Origin of the sequence: Akkermansia muciniphila, assembly GCF_040616545.1 — a bacterium.
GTDB lineage: Bacteria > Verrucomicrobiota > Verrucomicrobiia > Verrucomicrobiales > Akkermansiaceae > Akkermansia > Akkermansia muciniphila_E.
In genome coordinates, this window is record NZ_CP156688.1 from 1113425 (window position 1) to 1132871 (window position 19447).

The 19447-nt window shown below is 59.8% G+C and carries 13 protein-coding genes; 5 read left to right on the forward strand and 8 right to left on the reverse strand.

What is annotated here, in order from left to right:
- The first annotated feature begins 207 nt into the window (after positions 1 to 207).
- Complete coding sequence (dnaN, locus tag ABGM91_RS04555; RefSeq protein ID WP_046436403.1) at positions 208 to 1308, forward strand: DNA polymerase III subunit beta; 1101 nt, start codon at positions 208 to 210, stop codon at positions 1306 to 1308.
- Positions 1309 to 1613: 305 nt separating this feature from the next.
- Here the strand turns inward: dnaN and ABGM91_RS04560 are convergent, their stop codons facing one another.
- The 5 genes from ABGM91_RS04560 to ABGM91_RS04580 form a co-directional block, all read right to left on the reverse strand.
- Positions 1614 to 2054, reverse strand: a complete 441-nt coding sequence (locus ABGM91_RS04560; protein WP_354834027.1) for a hypothetical protein — start codon at positions 2052 to 2054, stop codon at positions 1614 to 1616.
- A gap of 102 nt (positions 2055 to 2156) precedes the next feature.
- A complete protein-coding gene (locus ABGM91_RS04565) occupies positions 2157 to 3215 on the reverse strand; it encodes a hypothetical protein (protein ID WP_354834029.1) in 1059 nt (352 codons plus the stop codon).
- Between the two features lie 688 nt (positions 3216 to 3903).
- Entirely contained in the window at positions 3904 to 4611 is a 708-nt protein-coding gene (locus ABGM91_RS04570) for a L,D-transpeptidase family protein (protein WP_354834031.1), read from the reverse strand.
- A 30-nt stretch (positions 4612 to 4641) separates the two neighbouring features.
- Positions 4642 to 5130, reverse strand: a complete 489-nt coding sequence (locus ABGM91_RS04575; protein WP_215426776.1) for a LysM peptidoglycan-binding domain-containing protein — start codon at positions 5128 to 5130, stop codon at positions 4642 to 4644.
- Positions 5131 to 5199: 69 nt separating this feature from the next.
- On the reverse strand, positions 5200 to 6015 hold the full coding sequence (locus ABGM91_RS04580; protein ID WP_354834033.1) for a TatD family hydrolase: 816 nt from the start codon (positions 6013 to 6015) through the stop codon (positions 5200 to 5202).
- Between the two features lie 124 nt (positions 6016 to 6139).
- Between ABGM91_RS04580 and ABGM91_RS04585 the strand changes: the two genes are divergently transcribed.
- From ABGM91_RS04585 to ABGM91_RS04595, 3 genes are all read left to right on the forward strand, one after another.
- The gene (locus ABGM91_RS04585; RefSeq protein WP_354834035.1) at positions 6140 to 7201 is read left to right on the forward strand and encodes a lipid A deacylase LpxR family protein; all 1062 of its coding nucleotides are present in this window, start codon (positions 6140 to 6142) and stop codon (positions 7199 to 7201) included.
- Positions 7202 to 7340: 139 nt separating this feature from the next.
- On the forward strand, positions 7341 to 11135 hold the full coding sequence (locus ABGM91_RS04590; protein ID WP_354834037.1) for a glycoside hydrolase family 2 TIM barrel-domain containing protein: 3795 nt from the start codon (positions 7341 to 7343) through the stop codon (positions 11133 to 11135).
- A gap of 76 nt (positions 11136 to 11211) precedes the next feature.
- Positions 11212 to 11373: a hypothetical protein gene (locus ABGM91_RS04595; RefSeq protein WP_290566360.1), complete on the forward strand. Its 162-nt coding sequence runs from the start codon at positions 11212 to 11214 to the stop codon at positions 11371 to 11373.
- A 93-nt stretch (positions 11374 to 11466) separates the two neighbouring features.
- Here ABGM91_RS04595 and ABGM91_RS04600 read toward each other — a convergent pair whose 3' ends face one another.
- The 3 genes from ABGM91_RS04600 to ABGM91_RS04610 form a co-directional block, all read right to left on the reverse strand.
- Entirely contained in the window at positions 11467 to 12135 is a 669-nt protein-coding gene (locus tag ABGM91_RS04600) for a PEP-CTERM sorting domain-containing protein (RefSeq protein ID WP_354834039.1), read from the reverse strand.
- A 14-nt stretch (positions 12136 to 12149) separates the two neighbouring features.
- Positions 12150 to 13175 (reverse strand): hypothetical protein, encoded by a 1026-nt coding sequence (locus ABGM91_RS04605; protein WP_354834041.1) that lies wholly within the window; start codon positions 13173 to 13175, stop codon positions 12150 to 12152.
- Positions 13176 to 13444: 269 nt separating this feature from the next.
- On the reverse strand, positions 13445 to 16576 hold the full coding sequence (locus ABGM91_RS04610; RefSeq protein ID WP_354834043.1) for an exo-alpha-sialidase: 3132 nt from the start codon (positions 16574 to 16576) through the stop codon (positions 13445 to 13447).
- Positions 16577 to 16760: 184 nt separating this feature from the next.
- Here ABGM91_RS04610 and ABGM91_RS04615 point away from each other — a divergent pair, with 184 nt between their 5' ends.
- A complete protein-coding gene (locus ABGM91_RS04615) occupies positions 16761 to 19436 on the forward strand; it encodes a sensor histidine kinase KdpD (RefSeq protein ID WP_354834045.1) in 2676 nt (891 codons plus the stop codon).
- Positions 19437 to 19447: the final 11 nt, after the last annotated feature.

Consider the following 19447-nt stretch of genomic DNA (forward strand, 5'->3'; position numbering starts at 1 on the left):
AAGTTGTTCGCCGGGGAACGGACTTTTAAGAATACTTAAATAATTTGAAAAACCGTTTCATGCAAGATATGCCCGGAGAAATAGCATATTACTACATATGGTATGCTTTTAAAAAAATACTGCCAAATATTAGGGTTTGACGGAGAAATGGCTTGAATCACAGGAGGCACTTATGAGAGGATGCGAGGCAGATAAAAGCACAGACACATGAAGTTTACCATTTCCAAGCAAGTATTTCTCGACGGTCTGAGACAGGTTGCCAGCGTGGTGTCTTCCAAGACGACGCTGCCCATTCTTTCCAACGTCAAGATTGAAGCTGAAAACGGCCAGGTACGTTTTACGGCTACTGATCTTGATGTATGCATTACCGGCGTAGTTCCCGCGAACGTGCTGCGCGAGGGCACCGTGACTCTTCCCGCCAAAAAGCTGGTGAGCATCATCAGCGAACTTCCTGAAGCCGAAGTTCAGGTGGACGTCAACCAGCGCAACCAGGCGACGGTAGAATGCGGCCGCTCCCAATTCAAGCTGAACGGCCTTCCGGCGGACGAATTCCCCGAATTGCCTTCCTTTGAACAGGCGACCGTTTACCAGGTGGACCAGAATTTGCTGCGCGACTGCATCCGCCGCACGGAATACGCCATTTCCACGGACACCACCCGCTACGTGCTGAACGGCATCTCCCTTTCCTTCCGCAACGGCAAGATGACCCTGGTGGCTACGGACGGCCGCCGTCTGGCCCTGGCGGAAACCGCCCTGGAATTCCCGGAAGAACAGCAGCTGGACGCCATCCTGCCCACCAAGGCTGTCGGTGAACTCCGCCGCCTTCTGGATGAAGTGGGAACCGTCACCATCCGGTTCACCCGCAACCAGGCCGCTTTTGAAATCAATGATACGCTTTTAATCAGCAAGCTGATTGACGGCAATTATCCGAACTACCGCCAGGTCATCCCGACGGATTGCAAGGAAAGCATAGAACTTCCCTGCGGTGAACTGCTGGAAACCGTGCGCCGCGTTTCCCTCCTCTCCGTGGACAAGAGCACGAACATCAAGCTGAACTTCCGTGAAAATGAGCTGGAAGTGGCCTCCAGCGCGGAAGGTGTGGGTGAAGCCCATGAATCCATGACGATCACTTATGCGGGAAGGCCGCTCTCCATTTCCTTCAACCCGGATTTCTTCATGGCCCCCCTGAAGACGATGGCCGGGGATACGATCATTACGCTGAACCTCATTGATGAAATGAGCCCGGGCGTGCTGAAGATTGGCGATGAGTTCCTGTACGTGCTCATGCCGATGAGATCTCCCAACTGATTTTGACTGGTACAAAATCGTTCATACAAGGAACAGGCGCCGTGGAAGCATGGCGCCTGTTTTTTATGGGTTGACCGTGAAGGTACAGGCAAGGTTATTCACATTAATGTTCTACGTGGAACATTTTTCATTTTCCACCGTCCGGACGCGGGCGGAAAGAAGGGTTTCCCTGTTTAAAAGACCATGCACGGGCCCTGGGGGCAGGGAAGAAACGGCGTGAGAATCCTTCCGGCGCCGGAAGGCATGGGTTGGGAATCCGGAAGGGCAGGGCGGAAAGCCGGATAGCCCGGCTATCCGCATGCCTGTTATTCGCTCAACAGTCCGGGAGCGGAAAATAAATCCGGAGCCACGTGGAAAGGATAGGAACCGGAGGCGTGGAGAATGGCTTCCCGGACGGGAGGCAGGGAACTGAAGCAGGCGGATTCCACATTCAGGATGCGGCCGTCTTTCAGTTCAATCATCAGTCCCGGTTCCGCTTCATGATCCGGCGTACATCCTATGCGTTCAATAAGTTCCCACGGAATTTCCCTGCGTGAAATGCTGTTGCCCCACGCCAGGGAGGTGGAAGTAACGGTCAGGAAGTAGGGCCTGCCCAGGAGGACGGGAAGCCACAGGAACAACAGGAGGGCGCCGAGGAGAAAGCTCCACCAGCCGGATCCGAAGAAAGCCCAGACCAGGCCGCACCCCAGGGTGCCGAGGAGCCTTCCTCCCAGCCGGTAACTGCGGTAGGAATAGTAAGTGTTCATGAGTTGCGAAGCCAATGAAGCGTCAGATGCGGACGGGGGATGAAAACCCCCAGCCGTATTCTATACGGTACTCTCTGATTCCTGCGAAGACAAGAGGATAAGTCAGGAAATCCAGTCCAGCATCTCACGCGGCACGGAGCCCCGGGAGCGGATCAGGGAGAGGAAGGCTTCCTCTATTTCCGGCGGCGGCGGAAAGATGCCCGGCCTGGCGCGGCCTGCCGCAAGTTCCACGGCTCCCCGGTTGTGGAGAGCCAGGGGAGGGTCTATGTAGCACATTCGCGTAGGGTCCGGCAGAATGAAGTTGAGGGGGCGCCCTCCGTTCAGCAGGCGCTCCTTCGGAATCTCCGGCCCCCATTCGTCCTCCACTCCCATATTGGCCAGCAGAACGCCGGAGGAGCGGATCACGGCCGGGTCAATCACCCCTGACAGGGCATGGCGCCTGCCTGTGGCCGTGACGGCGCAGAATGCCTGTTTAACTGCGTTGCTGAGCGCTTTTCCATCCGCTGCATGGATGAAGGAGGCGGAAGGAGCGGGAAGAGGCTTTTCCTCCACATCCGCCACGGTGACGTTCAAGCCCCGGCTGAGGGCGTGCAGAACGATTCCTCGGCCCACTTTTCCGCAGCCGATGACGACGAGCGTGCGCCCCGGGCCGCTTTCCGCCCCCAGCGCCTCCAGGGCGCGGAAAAAGCTTTCCCCGGTTCCCAGGCAGGTTTCTATCTGCTTGATCCTTCCGGCATCCACCATCCACACGGGCTGCGGGCAGCCCGCATAGCGCTGTGCTCCTGACCGGGTCAGCTCCACATACCCGCAGCGGCTGAGGACATGGCTGAGCGCCCCGGCGCAGTCCATGACCACGTCATAGGGGCCTTCCGTCCGTTCCGCCTCCGCCACGGGTATTCCGTACCGGCCCAGCAGCGCGACCGTTTCCGGATCATGGGGCATCACGGGAGAGACGGCTGCCGTCAAGTCCGCTCCCGCCGCCAGCAGGGCGGCGTATTTGGCGCAGGTATTCCGGAACACAGGGGAGGCGTCAATGACGCGGCATCCTTCCAACGGGCGGCTTTCCAACCACGTTTCATACTGGTGCAGAAGCACGGGAAATTCCTCCCGCCGGTAAAAGGGGGACAAATCTTCCAGAATGCACGCCGGGTCCACAGGCATGGCGGTATTGTAGGGTCTTCGCCGGAAGGGGACAACCTTTCTCTGCCATGGAGAGAAAGTATCCATGCAGCTTGCAAAACAGGGGCATGATGGTAATTTGATTCAGCCTTATTTCTTATTGCGCCTGCTGCGGGTCACGGCCCTTGACGTGTTGAACAGCCAGCAGTGTTGCAGAGTGTCCTGATTAAACAAATGGCAAGGTATGGAGGAAATGGACCATCAACAGAAAAAAGGCACACCGGAAAGGTGGAAAAGAATAGTGACGGTTGATCTTTTTTCCCAAGGGAACAAAGGAGAGAGGAGCTGTTCCACCGTGAGCTATATGATTTTCATCATGCTGATTGTTCCGATGGCGTATTACATTCTTCCAAGGGAGATAGGGGGCAATAGAGGAACGCTGCTGGCAATATCGCTCGGAATATTGATATGGATGGCATCATTCTTCAATGTTTTTACTATATATAAAAAGTCAAAATTTTTATTCACTCTTCTGTATTTATTTCCTATTTGCGGAGTGGTCATTTCATGGATGCTCCGTTAAATTTACATGGAATATTGCGTCCTGGCTGATACATCAGCCAGCAGGTAATTTTTTGAGAAAAAGCCGTCTCACGGAGATCAGGCTATAAAAAATCCCGCATCCGTCAGGATGCAGGATTTTATTGAATGGAGTATTGCGGCGCATGGCCTAGGATTGCACCGGAGGGGCTTTCTGCACTTCCGGCACGGGCAGGGGAGTCCGCTGGATGGTCACGGGCGTTCCCACGCTGGTTTGCTTGTAGAGAATTTCCGCGACGTTCCGCGGCAGGCGGACGCAGCCGTGGGAGATGGGATGGCGCCGCACTTTCCCTACGTGCAGGCCCAGGCCCGCGTTGGTGAGCCGCTGCCAGTAAGGCATGGGGGAACCGTCAAAGCGGCCGCCCTCCGGAACAGGGTCCGTGGATTCAGCGTTGTAGTTGATGCATTTGCCTTCGGCATCATACATCTTGCCGTAAAGGTTGGAGGCGTGGTCTTCCTTTTTGGAGATGACCGTGTAGTCCCCCGTCTTGGTCGGATAGGCCTTGACGCCGGAGGAGAGGGGAAAGTCCATGGCGACCAGGCCGTCTACCAGGTACTGGCCCCGCTGCTCGTCCAGGCAGACGAAGATTTTGCGGGATTTCTTCGGCTTGCGGTTCAGCAGGGTGTCATCCTTGTACACGTCATACGTTTTCCGGTAGTCCTTGCGGGCTACAAAGTGGGCATACGTGGAGGGATGGAACGGGTTTTTATACTCCGGGACGGATTTGTCCACGGCACGCGGGTCCGGCAGGGCCGGGTGGCCCTTGCCGGAGTGGGAGCAGGACGTCCACCCCATGAGAACCACGGGGAGGACGGCCAGAAGAAAGAGATGCTTCATAAGCGGTGAAACCGGGGCGGATACCCCGAGTTACTTGGAACGCGGAATCGTCAGTTTCTGGTTGATGTGAATCATGTCGGACTTGAGGCCGTTGGCCCTCTTGAGGGCTTTGACGGAGGTGCCGTTCCTGCGGGCGATGGCTCCCAGCGTGTCCCCCTTCTTCACGGTGTAGGTGCGCGCCTTGGGAGCGGGCTTGCGTGAGGTGCTCTTCTTGGCAGACGCATTGCGGGAGGACTTGCTGCTGGCCGTAGTTTTCCGCGTGGAGGATTTCTTGCTGACGGAAGGCTTGGCGGGCGGATTGTAAGCGTAGCTGGAAGAGCTGGAGGAGCTCTTCACCGGGCTGTAATGGCCGGATTCATAAGCGGGATCGGAGCTTTCCGCAATCCACGGCGGGATTTCACCGCTGGCCGGTTCCGCAGTATCATAGCCGGCCGTGGAGGAATTCTGGGTGGAGCAGGAAGAGAAGGGCAGCACCAGCGCGGCAGCGCAGGCGCAGGTAAAAATGAATGGCGCTTTCATGTGTGCCCTGTTCATACTAATTTATGATTTCGGATTCAAGGCGCTAGCGCGGATTGCCGGGATTTTTTTTCAGCCCTTGTCCAGATTATAAAAGGTTTCCGCATTTCGCGTCGTTACGCGCGCCAGTTCCTCCAGTTCCATGCCTCTGGAAGCGGCGATGAAACGGGCCGTATGGATGAGATGGGCGGGTTCGTTCATGCGGCCCCGGAGGGGTTCCGGGCTGAGGTAGGGGGAGTCCGTTTCCAGCATGATGCGGTCTTCCGGGCACCAGCGCGCGGTTTCCGCCGCCACGGGGGCGTTTTTAAAGGTGGCCACCCCGGTGAAGGAGACCATGCCGTCCAGTTCGTCAAAGATTCGCGCGGCCTGGGCCGTGTTTCCTATGAAGCAGTGGAACACGGGACGCACGCGGCCCGCGTGGTTCCGGGCAATCGCCAGAGCGTCTTCAAAGCTTCCGGAGCCTTTCCGGTCCCGCGTGTGCAGCACGATGTTGAGGCCCAGGCGCGCCGCGAGGTCAAAGTGCTGTTCCAGCAGGTCCTGTTGAAGGCGGCGGAATTGTTCCGTATCCCACCCTTCCGGCGCTCCGTGGAAGTAGTCCAGCCCCGTCTCCCCGATGGCGGCCAGGGGGGCGCCCTGCGCCTTCCGGAAGAGTTCGTCCGCCCAGCCCTCCGGCGCGTCATGGGCGTCGTCCGGATGGATGCCCAGCGCGCAAAAGACCACGCCCGGGAACTGGCGCGCCCACGCTGCGTTCGCCTCCCAGTCATCCGGGCGGGCTCCCAGCGTAATCATGCGGTCAATGCCTTCCCGGAGGGCATGCTCCACATAGGCTTCCCGGCGGGACTGGTCGAATTGCGCGGAAGCCAGATGGCAGTGCGTGTCAATAATCATGGCGTAAGAAACCCTGGCAGGGCGGGGAAAGTTTGTGGATATTTCCCGGTTTTGAAAAGTGCAAACGCAGGGCATGCCTGATTTTTCCTTGCCACGCGCAAATGAAACGCACAAACTGCCGCCCATGAATTGTACGGCTTTGTGCATGTGCGCCGGCCTGTTGTCGGTGGCTTCCCTTCAGGCAGGAACCCAGCAGATAGAAGCGCCGCAGGAGGGCCCCGTCATCAGTTTCCATCTGGAAAACGACATGTTCGTGGGAGATGACGATAACTATACCAACGGCATCCGCTTTGCCTGGATGTCCGGCACCACGTCCCGGAGCCACACCTTTTCCGGCATGCTGGGAACGGTGCTGGGGGGGACGAACGCTTCGGCTTCCTGGCGGCGTTTCATGGGCATGAACGGTTCCCCCAACCTGCGCCAGCAGTGGGGGCTGGACCTGACCCAGCTCATGTACACTCCGGAGCAGAAGGCCACCTATCCCCTCTACAACCAGCACCCCTATGTGGGCAACCTGACGCTGGGCCTGACCTCCCTGGTCAAGAATGAAGACAGGGCCAATTCCCTGGAACTGCAACTGGGCACCACGGGAACGAATTCCCTGGCGAAAGGCTCCCAGCATTTCATTCATAAGCTGTGGGGCATGGAACAATGGCCCGGCTGGTCCAACCAGCTTCCCGGAGAAATGACGGCCAATCTGTTTTTCAAGCGTTACTACCGCCTGCGCGGGCTGGAGAAGCGCTACAGCTCCGGCTTTGAAACGGACGCCCTGGCCTACTGGCACGCGGACGCGGGCACGGTGAAGGTGCAGGCGGGTGGCGGCATGTCCTTCCGCTTTGGCTACAATCTGGGCAATACTTCCCCTGAAAACAGCATCCGCGGGGCCACCAGCGCCGCGCCGCCCTTCGTTTACAACAGGACGAACGTCGCCAACTGGGGGTATTACGGCTACCTGCACGCCGCCGTGCGCGCCGTGGCCCATGACCTGTACCTGGACGGCACGGTGTTCCGCTCCTCTCCGGAGTACGTGAACAAGTATCCCGTGGTGGGGGAATGGGGTTATGGCTTCGGCCTCCGGTACAAGCGCACGGAACTGCTGTTCGGCCTCCATTACATCACCAAGGAGTACACGCAGCAGGAATCCATGCAGTGCGTGGGCGTCCTTCAGTTAAGACATACTTTTTAACGGCTGCGTTTTCCGCAGGCGGTCCATAAACGCAACGGCAGCTTGCAAAGGTGAAGTTTGCTGTTAGAATTAGAATTGCGGATTCGTATGTAACAGGACAATCCGTTTTTGCATACCAACGTTGACACATACTTACTTCATGAGAACGACCAGATCCTGGCTTTTATCCTGTACCGCGCTGGCGGTAGGCTCCGCCATGTGCGGCCTCGGAGCCCCGGGCGATTCCGCCCCCGCGCCCGCCCCCACCGGGCTGGAATGGGAGCAGGAACAGAACCTGCATTTGAACAAGGAGGCCCCCACGGCCTTTTTTGCGTCTTTCAGCGATTTGCAGTCCGCCCTGAAGGTGCTGCCTGAAAACAGCAAATGGCGCAAGTCCTTGAACGGCCAGTGGAAGTTCCACTGGGCAAAGGACCCCCAGAGCCGCCCGGCCGATTTTTACAAGCCGGATTACGACGTGAGGGACTGGAAGGAAATCAAGGTGCCCGCCTCCTGGCAGACGCAGGGCTACGGCACCCCCATTTATTCCAACCAGCCGTACCCCTTTGAACGCTCCTGGCCCTATGTGATGAAGGAGCCCTCCAACAAGAATTACACGTCCTACAAGGAACGGAACCCCGTAGGCTCCTACCGCCGCACCTTTGAAGTGCCCGCGGACTGGGACGGCAGGGAGGTGTACATGCAGTTTGACGGCGTGGATTCCTTCTTCTACCTCTGGATCAACGGGCAGTACGTGGGCTTTTCCAAGGACTCCCGCAATCCGGCCCGCTTTGACATCAGCCCCTACCTCAAGAAGGGGGAAAACGTGGTGGCCGCGGAGGTGTACCGCCATTCCGACGGCGCGTACCTGGAATGCCAGGATATGTTCCGCCTGTCAGGCATTTTCCGCAACGTTTCCATTTTTGCGGTGCCGAAGGTCCACATCCGCGACTTTTTCGCGCAGACCAATCCGGTGGACCAGAGGGACTGGGCCCTGAACATTGACCCCGCCAAGCCCGGCACCATGAACGGAGACTGGCGCCTCCAGGTGGACGTGGACGTGCGCAACCTGTTCCCGGCAACCGAGAAGCTGGAAGGGTGCACCGTATCCATGGCCCTGTATGACGCTTCCGGCAAGCTGGTGGAGCCCGTCAAGCCCAAGGACGCCCCGTATGACGGCGTGCTGGAAAAGCCCTTGCGCATCACCGGCATGAAGGATTTCAAGACTTCCCTGCTGGGCATTTACGCCAAGCCCAAACTGTGGTCCGCGGAGGACCCCAACCTGTACACGCTGGTGCTGACGCTGAAGCGTGACGGCAAGACGGAGGAGATGGTTTCCTCCCGCGTGGGCTTCCGCAACGTGGTGATTAAGGACAGCGTGTTCCTGGTGAACGGCCAGCCGGTCAAGGTGAAGGGCGTGAACCGCCATGAAAGCCATCCGGAAACCGGGCACTACGTGACCCCGGAGCAGATGGAGGAGGAGGTGCAGATGATGAAGCGCGCCAACATCAACCACGTGCGCTGCTCCCATTATCCCGCAGACCCCTATTTCTACTACCTTTGCGACAAGTACGGCATTTACGTGCAGGATGAGGCCAACATCGAGTCCCACGGCTACTACTACGGCAAGGAGTCCCTTTCCCACCCCATCGAATGGATGCCGGCCCACGTGGACCGCATCATGGCGATGGTGGAGCGCAACAAGAACCACCCCAGCGTGATCATGTGGTCCCTGGGGAATGAAGCCGGCCCCGGCCAGAACTTCCGCAGCGCGGAAAAGATCGTGAAGGCCAGGGACATGTCCCGCCCCACCCACTATGAACGCAATAACGACATTGTGGACCTGGGCTCCAACCAGTACCCCTCCGTGGACTGGACGCGCTCCATGGCGGCCAACAAGAACTTCCCCAAGCCCTACTACATTTCCGAGTACGCGCACAACATGATGAACGCCATGGGCAACCTGGCGGATTACTGGGAGGCCATTGAGTCCTCCGACCGCATCATGGGCGGCGCCATCTGGGACTGGGTGGACCAGGGCCTGTACAAGACGCTGCCGAACGGGGAAAAGATGCTGGCCTACGGCGGGGACTTCAACGACCATCCCAACAGCGGGCAGTTCGTGTTCAACGGCACCATCCTGGCGGATCGCACGCCGGAACCGGGCTACTTTGAAGTGAAGCACGTTTATCAGAACATCTCCACGTCCCTGACGGACGACGGCAAGATCGCCATCTTCAACAAGAACTTCTTTACGGACCTGTCTCCGTACGACATTACCTGGACCCTGACGGAGAACGGGAATGTGGTGGCGGAAGGCAAGCTGGATACGCCTCCGGCCGGACCCAGGGAGAAGATCGTGGTGCCCGTACCGGACATCCCGCAGCTGAAAAACCGTAAGCCGGGAGCGGAATACGCCCTGCGCATCGGCTACAAGCTGAAGAAGGACAAGGACTGGGCCAAGAAGGGCTATGAACTGGCCTTTGACCAGCTCCAGCTTCCCGTGCAGGGAGACATGCCCATGTTCAAGGCTCCTTCCGGCAAGGTCACCCTCAGCGCGGACAAACACACCGTGTCCGGCAAGGATTTCTCCGTGCAGTTTGACGCGGCCACCGGGGAACTGGCCCAGTTCACCGTGAACGGCAAGCCCCTGTTCAAGACGCCCATGGCGGTGAACGCCCTGCGCGCCGCTTCCAGCAATGAGCCGGGCGTCATGGCCAAGAGCATGGCCAATGGCCTCCGTGAGCTGAAGCATGAACTGCTCAGTTATGAAGCCGTGGACAACGGCACCAGCGTCACCGTCAAGCAGTCCGTCAAGGTAAGCGGCAAGCAGGCTGAAAACATCAGCGGCTACGGCGACACCAAGACCGCCATCACGCCCAGAAAGCAGCCTCTGAACGACACGAACACCCATTTCATCAACAATCTGGAATGGACTATCTACCCGGATGGAACCGTCGTCTGCCAGTCCGTGCTGCTGCCGCGCGGCAATCCCCTGGAGCTGCTGCGCCTGGGGTATGAACTCCAGCTTCCGGCGAACATGGGCAACGTGACCTACTACGGCCGCGGGCCGGAGGAAAACTATGCGGACCGCAAGAGCGGCATGCCCCTGGGCGTGTACAAGACGACGGCCCGGGATTCCTTCTTCCCGTACGGCAGGCCGCAGGATTGCGGCAACCATGAAGACACCCGCTGGGTGGCCGTCACGGATGACAAGGGGCAGGGCCTGCTCTTCGGTTCCGTGGGCGCCCCGTTTGCCTTTTCGGCCATTCCCTACACCACGACGGACCTGATTCTGGCCAACCACCCCGTGGAGCTGCCCAAGACGACGGACAAGACCGTGCTGATCCTCTCCTCCGCCACGCGCGGCCTGGGGGGCGCCTCCTGCGGCCCCGGCCCCATGGGCAAGGACATCATCAAGGCCAACAAGCCCTACCCGCTGTCCTTCTTCATGCGTCCCGTCACCTCCAAGTCCTACAAGGGTGAAATCCGCGTGCCCGCGGCCCAGCTGGACATGACCATGCTGACCCGTACGGACAAGTACACCGTCAAGAGCGTTTCCAGCCAGGAGCAGGGAGAGGCGGACGCCGAGTTCGCCATTGACGGGGATCCCGGCACCTTCTGGCACTCCGAGTACAACAAGACCGTGACCAAGCACCCGCACGTGCTGGCCGTGGACCTGGGCAAGGAGCGGGAGTTCTCCGGCATTACCTACCTCCCCCGCCAGGACGGCAGCGGCAATGGCCGCGTGAAGGATTATTCCGTGGAAGTGAGCACGGACGGTGAAAAATGGCAACCTGCCGCCAAGGGAGCCTTCCCGGACAGCCCGGACCTTCAGGAAGTGAAGTTCCAGGCGCCCGTCAAGGCGCGCTACTTCCGTTTCTCCGCCCTCAGTGAAACGAAGGGCCGGGATTACGCCGCCGTAGCGGAACTGGATATCATTCCCGTCAAGAAATAACTCCTGCGGGTTCAACCCGTTTGAACAGGCGCCCCGCCGCTCTTCAGGAAGCGCGCGGGGCGTTTTTATTGCCGTCATGCTGCCTGAAGCCTTGGTTGAGCGTTACAAACCCTTTGCGGCAACTGATGACCATGCGGCTGTCGGCCGTACTGATTTTTTAGAACATATGTTCGCCGGGGTTCAGGAGTACCGGCAGTTGCCGCTAAGGCTTGCGGCGCTCTCCGGCGGCAGGATGTGACAGGGGGGCCATGCGGCAGTCATGCGCCTGTAAAAAAGCCTCCGCACAGGGTGTTCCCGTGCGGAGGCTCAAGGAGGGGAGGAAAAGGGCGCTTTACCGCCGTCTGCGCATCATCAGGGCAGCCAAGCCAAGCAGGCTCAGCGTAGCGGTGGCGGGTTCGGGAACCACCAGGTTGAAATCGTCGCCCAGGAGGGGAGTGATGTACCAGTCATAGCCTTCGGCAGCGGCTTCCTCCTGTGAGCCGAAGAAGAACTGCATGTCGTCTCCCACCACTCCCGGGTACAGGGCCAGTTCGCCTGTCGTCACGTTCCGGAACGCAAACAGGGAAAATTCGGCAGAGGAATCATCATTGGTGATCAGCAGCACAATAGGCTTTCCTTCCAGTCCTGAGGCTACGGTGCCGGAAAGGGAGAACTGGCCGTTATTGGTGATGGCGCCGGGATATTCCGGAGAGACGGCGGAAAGGCTGCTGGCGAAACTCTGCCTGATTTCCACCATCTGGCTGTAGCTCAACTGGTCCACGGGCGTGTTGTCCCTGGACCATTGGATGTTTCCGTTGACCAGGTCAAAGGACCATGTACTGCTGGTCAAATGGCCGAGCATGGCGGACCCGTTTGCCAGAGAATGTCCGGAAGCGTCAAAAATGGGCGTAACGGGGGCGTCTCCGTAGTCGTTTTCATTATAAACGGAGAGAGTCGTAGCGGAGGCGGCTCCGGTCAGGACCAGGCCGGCGGCGGCGCACAGCAGGAAGGAATGTTTCATTATGGTAATAATAGTTACTGGGGATTGGACAAGGTAGTTGCCTGGACAGTCGTACAGGCGGGCAGCCTGGTGCCGGAAAGGATGTTCAGAATGCCTTCCACCACCGTGGAGGATACGTTTTCACCCGTGTTTTTGTTTTTCCATTGGCTGGAGGAGGAATCGTAATAACACGGCTCCAGGGGGCCTCCCGCAGTGAGGGGCACGTAAACCACGTCGCCGGAAGGGTCGGGCAGGGTGGTGTGGAGGGACATGCTGTGAAGCGTCTGGGGGACGGCCAGCCCCGTATGGAGCAGCGTGCCTTCCTGGGAGAGCTGGAGCTTCTGGTGATTCTGCACCACCTCCCCAATGACGAAGGCCTGCACGTCATTGCCCGCTTTCCGGACGACTTTGAGAGGTTCATGGTTGAACACGGGGAGAAGGCCCATGTCGTCCCGGGAGCCGCGGCGCATCCATTTGTTGTCCGCCGCGGAGTGGTAAACTGCAATCTGGATGGTGGGGGATGTGGAAATATAAACGGAATCCGCCGTGCCGGAAGTGCCGCTCTTCAGGCTGAACGTATTGTCCGCGCCCAGAACGTCGTTCAGGGTACGCGCCTTGCGCAGGACGTAGGAAACGGGCTTGGTGTTTTTAACCAAGTCCGCCGTGATTTTATCGTCCACGGTTACTTTATTCCCCGTCCAGGAGGGAGCGGGCTTTTTCCAGGCATCCCTGTTGAGGGGAAGGGCCATCGCCTCGTCTCCGAAAATGAGTTCCAGAACATAAGCGGAATCCGCATCCATCAGGTCATTGAAATTAACGTCCGGGTCCGTGATGGTGATTTTATTACCGGAAACGGTAATGTTGCCTTCCTCAAGCGTGTGCCGCATCAGGGCTTCCGGATGCACCCCCAGCCCCAGGTACCCGGTGGTCTTGGCGTGCAGGTCCGTCTGGATGTAGCCGCAGGGTGTGCTGTAAGCCGTTTCCGCATGGACGGAAGCGGCCGTTCCCGACAACAGGGCGCAGGCGCAGAAAGAGGCTGGCAGGCAATGTACCGGATTCATGAACATTAAATCATTAAGAGGAAAGGGAATGATTTGTCAATTAAGAAAGGAAAAAACATTCCGATTTTTTAATTTTATTTGTTAGAGAGTGTGTTCCGGAGGGAGAAGGCATGGCGGCTTCTGCCGGCAGCCGGGAACACGGAAAACGCTGGAATCGTTGATTTCAGACGTGCCCGCGGCATTTTCCGCCGCTGTCCGGAATGCAAGGCTGTCCGGAGAGTTTTTCTCCCTTCACCGGGAGGTTTCCTGTGCCGCGCGTAGTTCTGCCCTTAAGGCGCGTTTTCCCCTTCCCGGGAGATTTTCAGACGCAGGAAGCGCCTCCGGGGGCCTTCCGCGTTCATGGGAACGGTATCCCGGAAGGTGGCGGAGCTTTTGCCCTCCGTCTCCACTTCCGTTATTTCCGTCCAGGTGCGGAGGTCTTCAGAGGCTTCCACCAGATGCCTGATTCCCGTGGCTTCCGGATTGACGGGCCAGTCCAGCGCCAGAAAAGTGCCGCCGCCCGCTTCCTCCGTGGAAACCTGCACCACGCTCCCGCAGGGTTTGAGAGGGTCCAGGCCCGTGGCGTATTTCAGCAGGTTGGGAATGCCGTCCCCCGCAGGGGAGTCATTGGGCCCCGTCTGGTCCGTGTCTGGGTCACGGGAGGTGATTTCATCCTCTTTCCATTCATCCCAGGTGCGTTTTTGCCCCCGTTGAACCACGGTAGCGGAGCGGACGGTTCCAAAGGAGGAAAAGGAGAATCCGGCCGTGCGGGAGCTTTCCCCGGGATTGGCCGCTACGGCAATGGATACGGTTCCATTACCCGTTTCCGCTCCTTGCATTCCGGTGATGTTCACCCAGTCCGCCGTTTTGGAAACGGTCCACGCGGCATCACAGGTGACGGAGAAAATGGCCGTTCCCCCGTTTTTGGGAAGAACGTGGGCGCCGGGGGACACGGCCAGGGCGGGAGCCCTGCCGGACTGGATGATGGTGACCACGGCCGGCTGGACGCCGGGAACGGTAACGGTGATGGCGCCGGTGCGTTCTCCCGCGCCTTCCCAGCGGTCCGCGCTGTACGTGAACGTGCCGTTTCCGGAGCCGGAAACCGGAGAAACGGTGATCCAGTCTGCGGAGGAGGAGACTGTCCAGGAATCATCACTGGAGACGGTGAACGTGGCGGCCGTCACTCCTTCCGCCTCCACGCGGATGGTTTGGGCGGCGGGAACGTCCAGGGAGGGGAGGAATTCACCATGCGGAATGCGGAGGAAGAAGATATTCTCATCCCCATTGAGCCCTTCATATAGTACGCCGATGTGGCCGTCTCCCGCCTCGCATATGTCGGAATAGCCGGCGCAGGGGCGGGAATCATAGAGAACCTGGCGGTTCGCGGGCCACGTGGCGCCTTCGTCAAAGGAGGCTTTGAGGGTCATCAGGGCGCGGGGGGCGGCGGTTTTGGCGGGGTTGGAGAAGAGAAGGGCCCTGCCGATGTTCCCGGAGTTTTCCACGGCAAGCTGGCTGGCCTGGCAGGCGGCGGGCTCCGGCAGCGCTTTCAGGTTGGTGGCGTGGGCTGTCCACGTTTTCCCCATGTCGTCCGTCGTGAAGACTTTTCTGTAGCCGCTCTTGTTTTCATTGCGGGCGTTGAGCATCAGGCGCCCGTCGCTCAGCTCCGTGACCACGCATTCGCTGGAGCTGGCCCCGATGCCGAGCGTGCCGGATTTTCCGGTATCCTCGCTGATCCAGGTCTGGCCGCGGTCCAGGGAATAAATGATGCAGGACTGGGGCGTGCCCGCGCCGCTGGTACCCGTCCATATCTGGGAGGGGAAGACAATGGGGCGCACGCCATTGACCGTTTTTTTCATCGTAATGCCGTGGCCCGGGCCCTGGAAGAAGGATTTCCAGGCCCTGTTCTTGATGTCCCCGTTAATGCTCCGGGGCTTCGTTTTCACGAACTCCCCGGTATCCGGGTCTGCGGACCCCCATGTCTGGCCGTTATCCGTGCTGTATGCCACTACGTACTGGACGGTTTCCAGGCTTTCCACATCCACGTTGGCCTTGGAGGAGGCCAGCCCGTGCCTGGCGATGCCTGCCACCCACAGGGTGCCGTTGACTTCATCCAGCAGGATGCAGGGGTCGCTGACGCCGTAGCCGGAGTTGTAATCATTGGCGGAATTGCCCGTGGGGTTGAAGTTGACGGCCACGTTGACGGGCGTCCAGGTGCGGCCGTTGTCCGTGGAGCGGCTGCACCCCGTGTCAATATTGGCCTGCATGTCGTTCCGGCCGTCGTAGCGGATGTCAAAGACGGAGACCAGGTCTCCGTTCCTGGCGCGCACAATGCCCGGAATGCGGAATTTCCTGGAGGTCTTTCCTTCCGTGGGTCCCCCGTAAACGGGGTCGTTCGCCTTGGCGATGGCATAGCCTATCCGCTGCCGGGCCGTCACTCCGCCGGTAACATCCGTCGTTTCCCCGTCCACGGTAACGGAGGCGATTCTGGCGCCCACCTTGTGGTCCATGCTGGCGGAATCCTTGAGTTTGACGCTGACCCAGAAGTAGTATTGCTGGCCGTCCGTGAGCGCCCCCGGAGTGACGGAGAAGGTCATGACGGGGGCCGGCGGCTGGGCGGGGCTGGCCAGGATGCCGGGGGAGCTCATGGCGCCGTGGCCGCTGCTGCCGTAGGCGGGTGTGGAGTAAATGTTGTTGGCGTCCCCGGTGTAAAGAGAGACGCTTTCAATGTCTCCCAGGTCATCGGACGGGCCCATGTCCACGGTGACGGCCATGCCGGCATAAGTGGAGGGAGTTTCCGTCAGGGAAAAACGGAGAATGCCGTTGGCCTCCATGCGGATCATGGCGGGCCACGCTTCTGCCGCGCTGGAAAAAGGCTTGAATTCGGAAAAGGCCAGATCATCCAGGAGGACACCTGTATTGGCGGGGGCCTCGCAACGGAAGATCAGGACGGCAGTGCCGGAAGGGATGGTTCCCGTCACCTGCTGGGTCATGGGGTTGCCGCCCGTTTTCAGGGAGGAGCCGTCCGCAACCAGGGTTTCCTTCCCTTCCCGGTCCGCGGCATGGATGGTGAAGGAGAAGGGATTGGCGGACGTCCAGCGTTCCCCCGTCAGGGAAAGCATTTTTTTAACGGCCAGGGGAGCAGGCAGGGTCAGCGTGGCCGTGCTTTTCGTCCCCGCACCCAGGCCTATGAGCCGCAGGCAGTTGGGCTGGGAAGACCAGCGGTTATTGGCAATGGCGGCATGGCCGCTTTCCGCCGTCATGGTTCCCAGCGCGGTCGTAAGGGAGGTGAATCCGCCCGTCTGGAAGGAATCAAAGTTTTCAGAAACGGCCTCGTCCGCCCGCAGCGCCATGACGGAGCCCAGGTACAGGAAAAACAGGATGGCGGCGGTGAAAGTGCGGCGGAGAGTGTGGAAGACGTTCATGGTGAAAAGGGAAAAAAGATTCCAAGAGTACGTGATAGCGGAAAGGGTGGAGAAAGAAAACAGAAATGGGAAAGTGCGGGGGAAATTAATAAAATTTTAACGTTTTTTCTGGTCTGTTTTATTTGCGCTGCGAACGTGGTTCCATTAAAGTGAATCTGTTTAAAAGACGGAGACCCCCTTTTTCATGTTTTCAGAAGCGCATTCGGACAGCCAGCGGGCAGACAGGATTCTGGCCTCCATCCGGAGGGAGGAATCCCGCCCCGGCCGCGGCCTGTTGAAAATCTTCTTCGGCATGGCGCCGGGGGTGGGAAAGACGTACGCCATGCTGGAGGCGGCCATTCAGGCGGCGGACAAGGGCGTGCAGGTCATGACAGGCGTGGCGGAATCCCATGGCCGGGAGGATACGATGCGCCTTATCGGCAGGCTGCCGCGCCTCCCCATGAAAAAAGTGGTTTACCGGGGCGTGGAGATGGAGGAGTTTGATCTGGAGGAGGCGCTGCGCATCAAGCCCCAGCTCATTCTGGTGGACGAGCTGGCGCATACCAACGTCCCCGGAATGCGCCACAGGAAGCGCTACCAGGACGTGGAGGATTTGCTGGCCGCAGGCATAGACGTTTACACCACGCTGAACGTGCAGCATCTGGAAAGCCGTTCCGATACCGTGCATGACATTACCGCCGCTCCCGTGCAGGAAACCGTGCCGGATTCCGTGCTGGCGGAGGCGGACTGCATCCAGCTGGTGGACATTACGCCGGACCAGCTGCGGACGCGCCTTCAGGAAGGGAAGGTGTACAGCGCTCCCCAGGCTTCCGCCGCCCTGGACCATTTTTTCAAGGAGTCCAACCTGACGGCTCTCCGGGAGCTGGCCCTGCGCATCATGGCGGAGAAGGTGGACCATGAGCTGACGGAGGTGCGCACCATCTCCGGGGACCGCTCCATCTGGCGCAGTGGGGAACGGCTGATGGTGGCGGTGGGGCCCAGCCCGTTTTCCGCCCGGCTGGTGCGGTGGACTCGCCGCATGGCCTACGCCCTGAACGCTCCGTGGATTGCACTTTCCGTGGATACGGGCGTGCCGCTGTCCCCCGAACAGCAGCAGCGGCTGGACGCCAATCTGGAACTGGCGCGGCGGCTGGGGGCGGAGGTGGTCGTGATGCCCGGCTCCGACCTGGCGGAAACGCTGCTCCGCATGGCCTTTTTAAGAAACGTCAGCCAGATTGTAGTGGGAAAACCGCAGGAGACCTACCTGTGGGGGCTGGTGCGGCCCATGTCCCTGGTGGACAAACTGGTGAAGGGGAGCGACCAGATTGACATTTACGTGGTTCCCGCCGCTCCCGGCCCGGTCCGGAACCGGTGGAAGAGCTGGCACCGTGAAACGGAAAAATATGGCCGGGATTACTGGCTGGCCGCAGGCGTAACGGCGGCGGTCACGGGCCTGGGGCTGTTGATGGCGGCGTTTACGGGATATTTTGCGCCGGGTTTTCTTTACCTGGCCGGCGTGGTGGGGCTGGGATTTTTCATCCGCTCCCGGTGGGCCATGCTGATGGCCGCCGCGCTGAGCGCCCTGCTGTGGAACCTGCTGTTCATCCCCCCGGTTCTGACCTTCAAGATAGAGCGGCTGGATGACGCCCTGCTGTGCGTGTTTTTCTTCCTGGTGGCCCTGTCCACCGGGCGTCTTACATCACGGCTGAGGGTGCGGGAGCAGGAGGAGCGGGAGCGTGAAAAGAAGACGAACGCCCTGTTCCTGTACTCGCGCGCGCTTGCCTCCGCGGCGGATGTTCCGTCCCTGATTTCCGTGGCCGTGGGCCAGATGAGCCAGATCATGGGGGTGCGCCTGGCGGCCATGACGCCGGAAGACAGCGGCAGGCTGAAAATTTGGGAGCCCGGCGGAGCTTTTCCCATGGATGAGAAGGAATGGAGCGTGGCGGCCTGGTGCATGGAGCACCGCCGTCCCGCAGGCAGGTTTACGGATACGCTCCCGGTGGCGGAAGGATTTTACCTCCCCATGATATCCGGGGAACGCTGCATGGGCGTGCTTGGCGTGAGACCGGGGGAAGGGGAGCGCCTTACGGCCGGACAGAAGGATTTGCTGGAAAGCATGGGCGCGCAGCTGGCCATGGCGCTGGAGCGCGAAGAATTGCGGGCGGAACGGGCGCGTACGCGGCTCATGGAGGAATCTGAAAAACTGCACCGTTCCCTGCTGGACAGCGTTTCCCATGAGTTCAAGACGCCTCTGGCCGTGATTGAGGGCGGCTGTGAGAAGCTGGCCGGGCGCGCCGCGTCCGCGCCGGAGGAACGGGAGGAGTACGGGGAAATCCTGCTGGCCGCGCGCCGCCTGCGCCGTCTGGTGAAGAATCTTCTGGACGTGAGCCGCCTGGAATCCGGCGCCCTGAAACCCAGACTGGACTGGTGCGACCTGGGGGACGTGATTGAAGGGGCGCTGGCCGCCACCAGGGAGGCGCGCCGTAACCATCCCGTGTCCGTCGCCCTGCCGCCGGATTATCCGCTGGTGAAGGCGGATTTCTCCCTGATGGAGCAGGTGCTGGTCAATCTGCTGCTGAATGCCTGCGTTCATACTCCTGCGGGAACCCCCATTACGCTGAAGGGCGGAGCCGATCCCGCGCGCGGCCAGGTCTGGCTGGATGTCCATGACCTGGGGCCGGGCATTCCCCCCGAACGGGCGGAAACCATATTTGAACGTTTCCGGACGACGCGGCCCGGCGGCCTGGGCCTGGGGCTTCCCATCGTGCGCGGTTTCATGGAGGCCCAGCATGGGGCCGTCTCCCTGGTGCCCGTTTCCGCCGGAACCTGTTTCCGCCTTGTCTTTCCCCTGGTGGAGCATGATCATGTTCCTGAAGAATAAATACCCCCCTG

Bases quoted from the DNA above. Each gene is read 5' to 3' on its own strand.
- dnaN (WP_046436403.1), top strand. From the start codon at position 208: ATGAAGTTTACCATTTCCAAGCAAGTATTTCTCGACGGTCTGAGACAG.
- ABGM91_RS04565 (WP_354834029.1), bottom strand. From the start codon at position 3,215: ATGCCTGTGGACCCGGCGTGCATTCTGGAAGATTTGTCCCCCTTTTAC.
- ABGM91_RS04600 (WP_354834039.1), bottom strand. From the start codon at position 12,135: ATGAAACATTCCTTCCTGCTGTGCGCCGCCGCCGGCCTGGTCCTGACC.
- ABGM91_RS04570 (WP_354834031.1), bottom strand. From the start codon at position 4,611: ATGAAGCATCTCTTTCTTCTGGCCGTCCTCCCCGTGGTTCTCATGGGG.
- ABGM91_RS04585 (WP_354834035.1), top strand. From the start codon at position 6,140: ATGAATTGTACGGCTTTGTGCATGTGCGCCGGCCTGTTGTCGGTGGCT.
- ABGM91_RS04575 (WP_215426776.1), bottom strand. From the start codon at position 5,130: ATGAAAGCGCCATTCATTTTTACCTGCGCCTGCGCTGCCGCGCTGGTG.
- ABGM91_RS04595 (WP_290566360.1), top strand. From the start codon at position 11,212: ATGCTGCCTGAAGCCTTGGTTGAGCGTTACAAACCCTTTGCGGCAACT.
- ABGM91_RS04580 (WP_354834033.1), bottom strand. From the start codon at position 6,015: ATGATTATTGACACGCACTGCCATCTGGCTTCCGCGCAATTCGACCAG.
- ABGM91_RS04610 (WP_354834043.1), bottom strand. From the start codon at position 16,576: ATGAACGTCTTCCACACTCTCCGCCGCACTTTCACCGCCGCCATCCTG.
- ABGM91_RS04605 (WP_354834041.1), bottom strand. From the start codon at position 13,175: ATGAATCCGGTACATTGCCTGCCAGCCTCTTTCTGCGCCTGCGCCCTG.
- ABGM91_RS04590 (WP_354834037.1), top strand. From the start codon at position 7,341: ATGAGAACGACCAGATCCTGGCTTTTATCCTGTACCGCGCTGGCGGTA.
- ABGM91_RS04560 (WP_354834027.1), bottom strand. From the start codon at position 2,054: ATGAACACTTACTATTCCTACCGCAGTTACCGGCTGGGAGGAAGGCTC.
- ABGM91_RS04615 (WP_354834045.1), top strand. From the start codon at position 16,761: ATGTTTTCAGAAGCGCATTCGGACAGCCAGCGGGCAGACAGGATTCTG.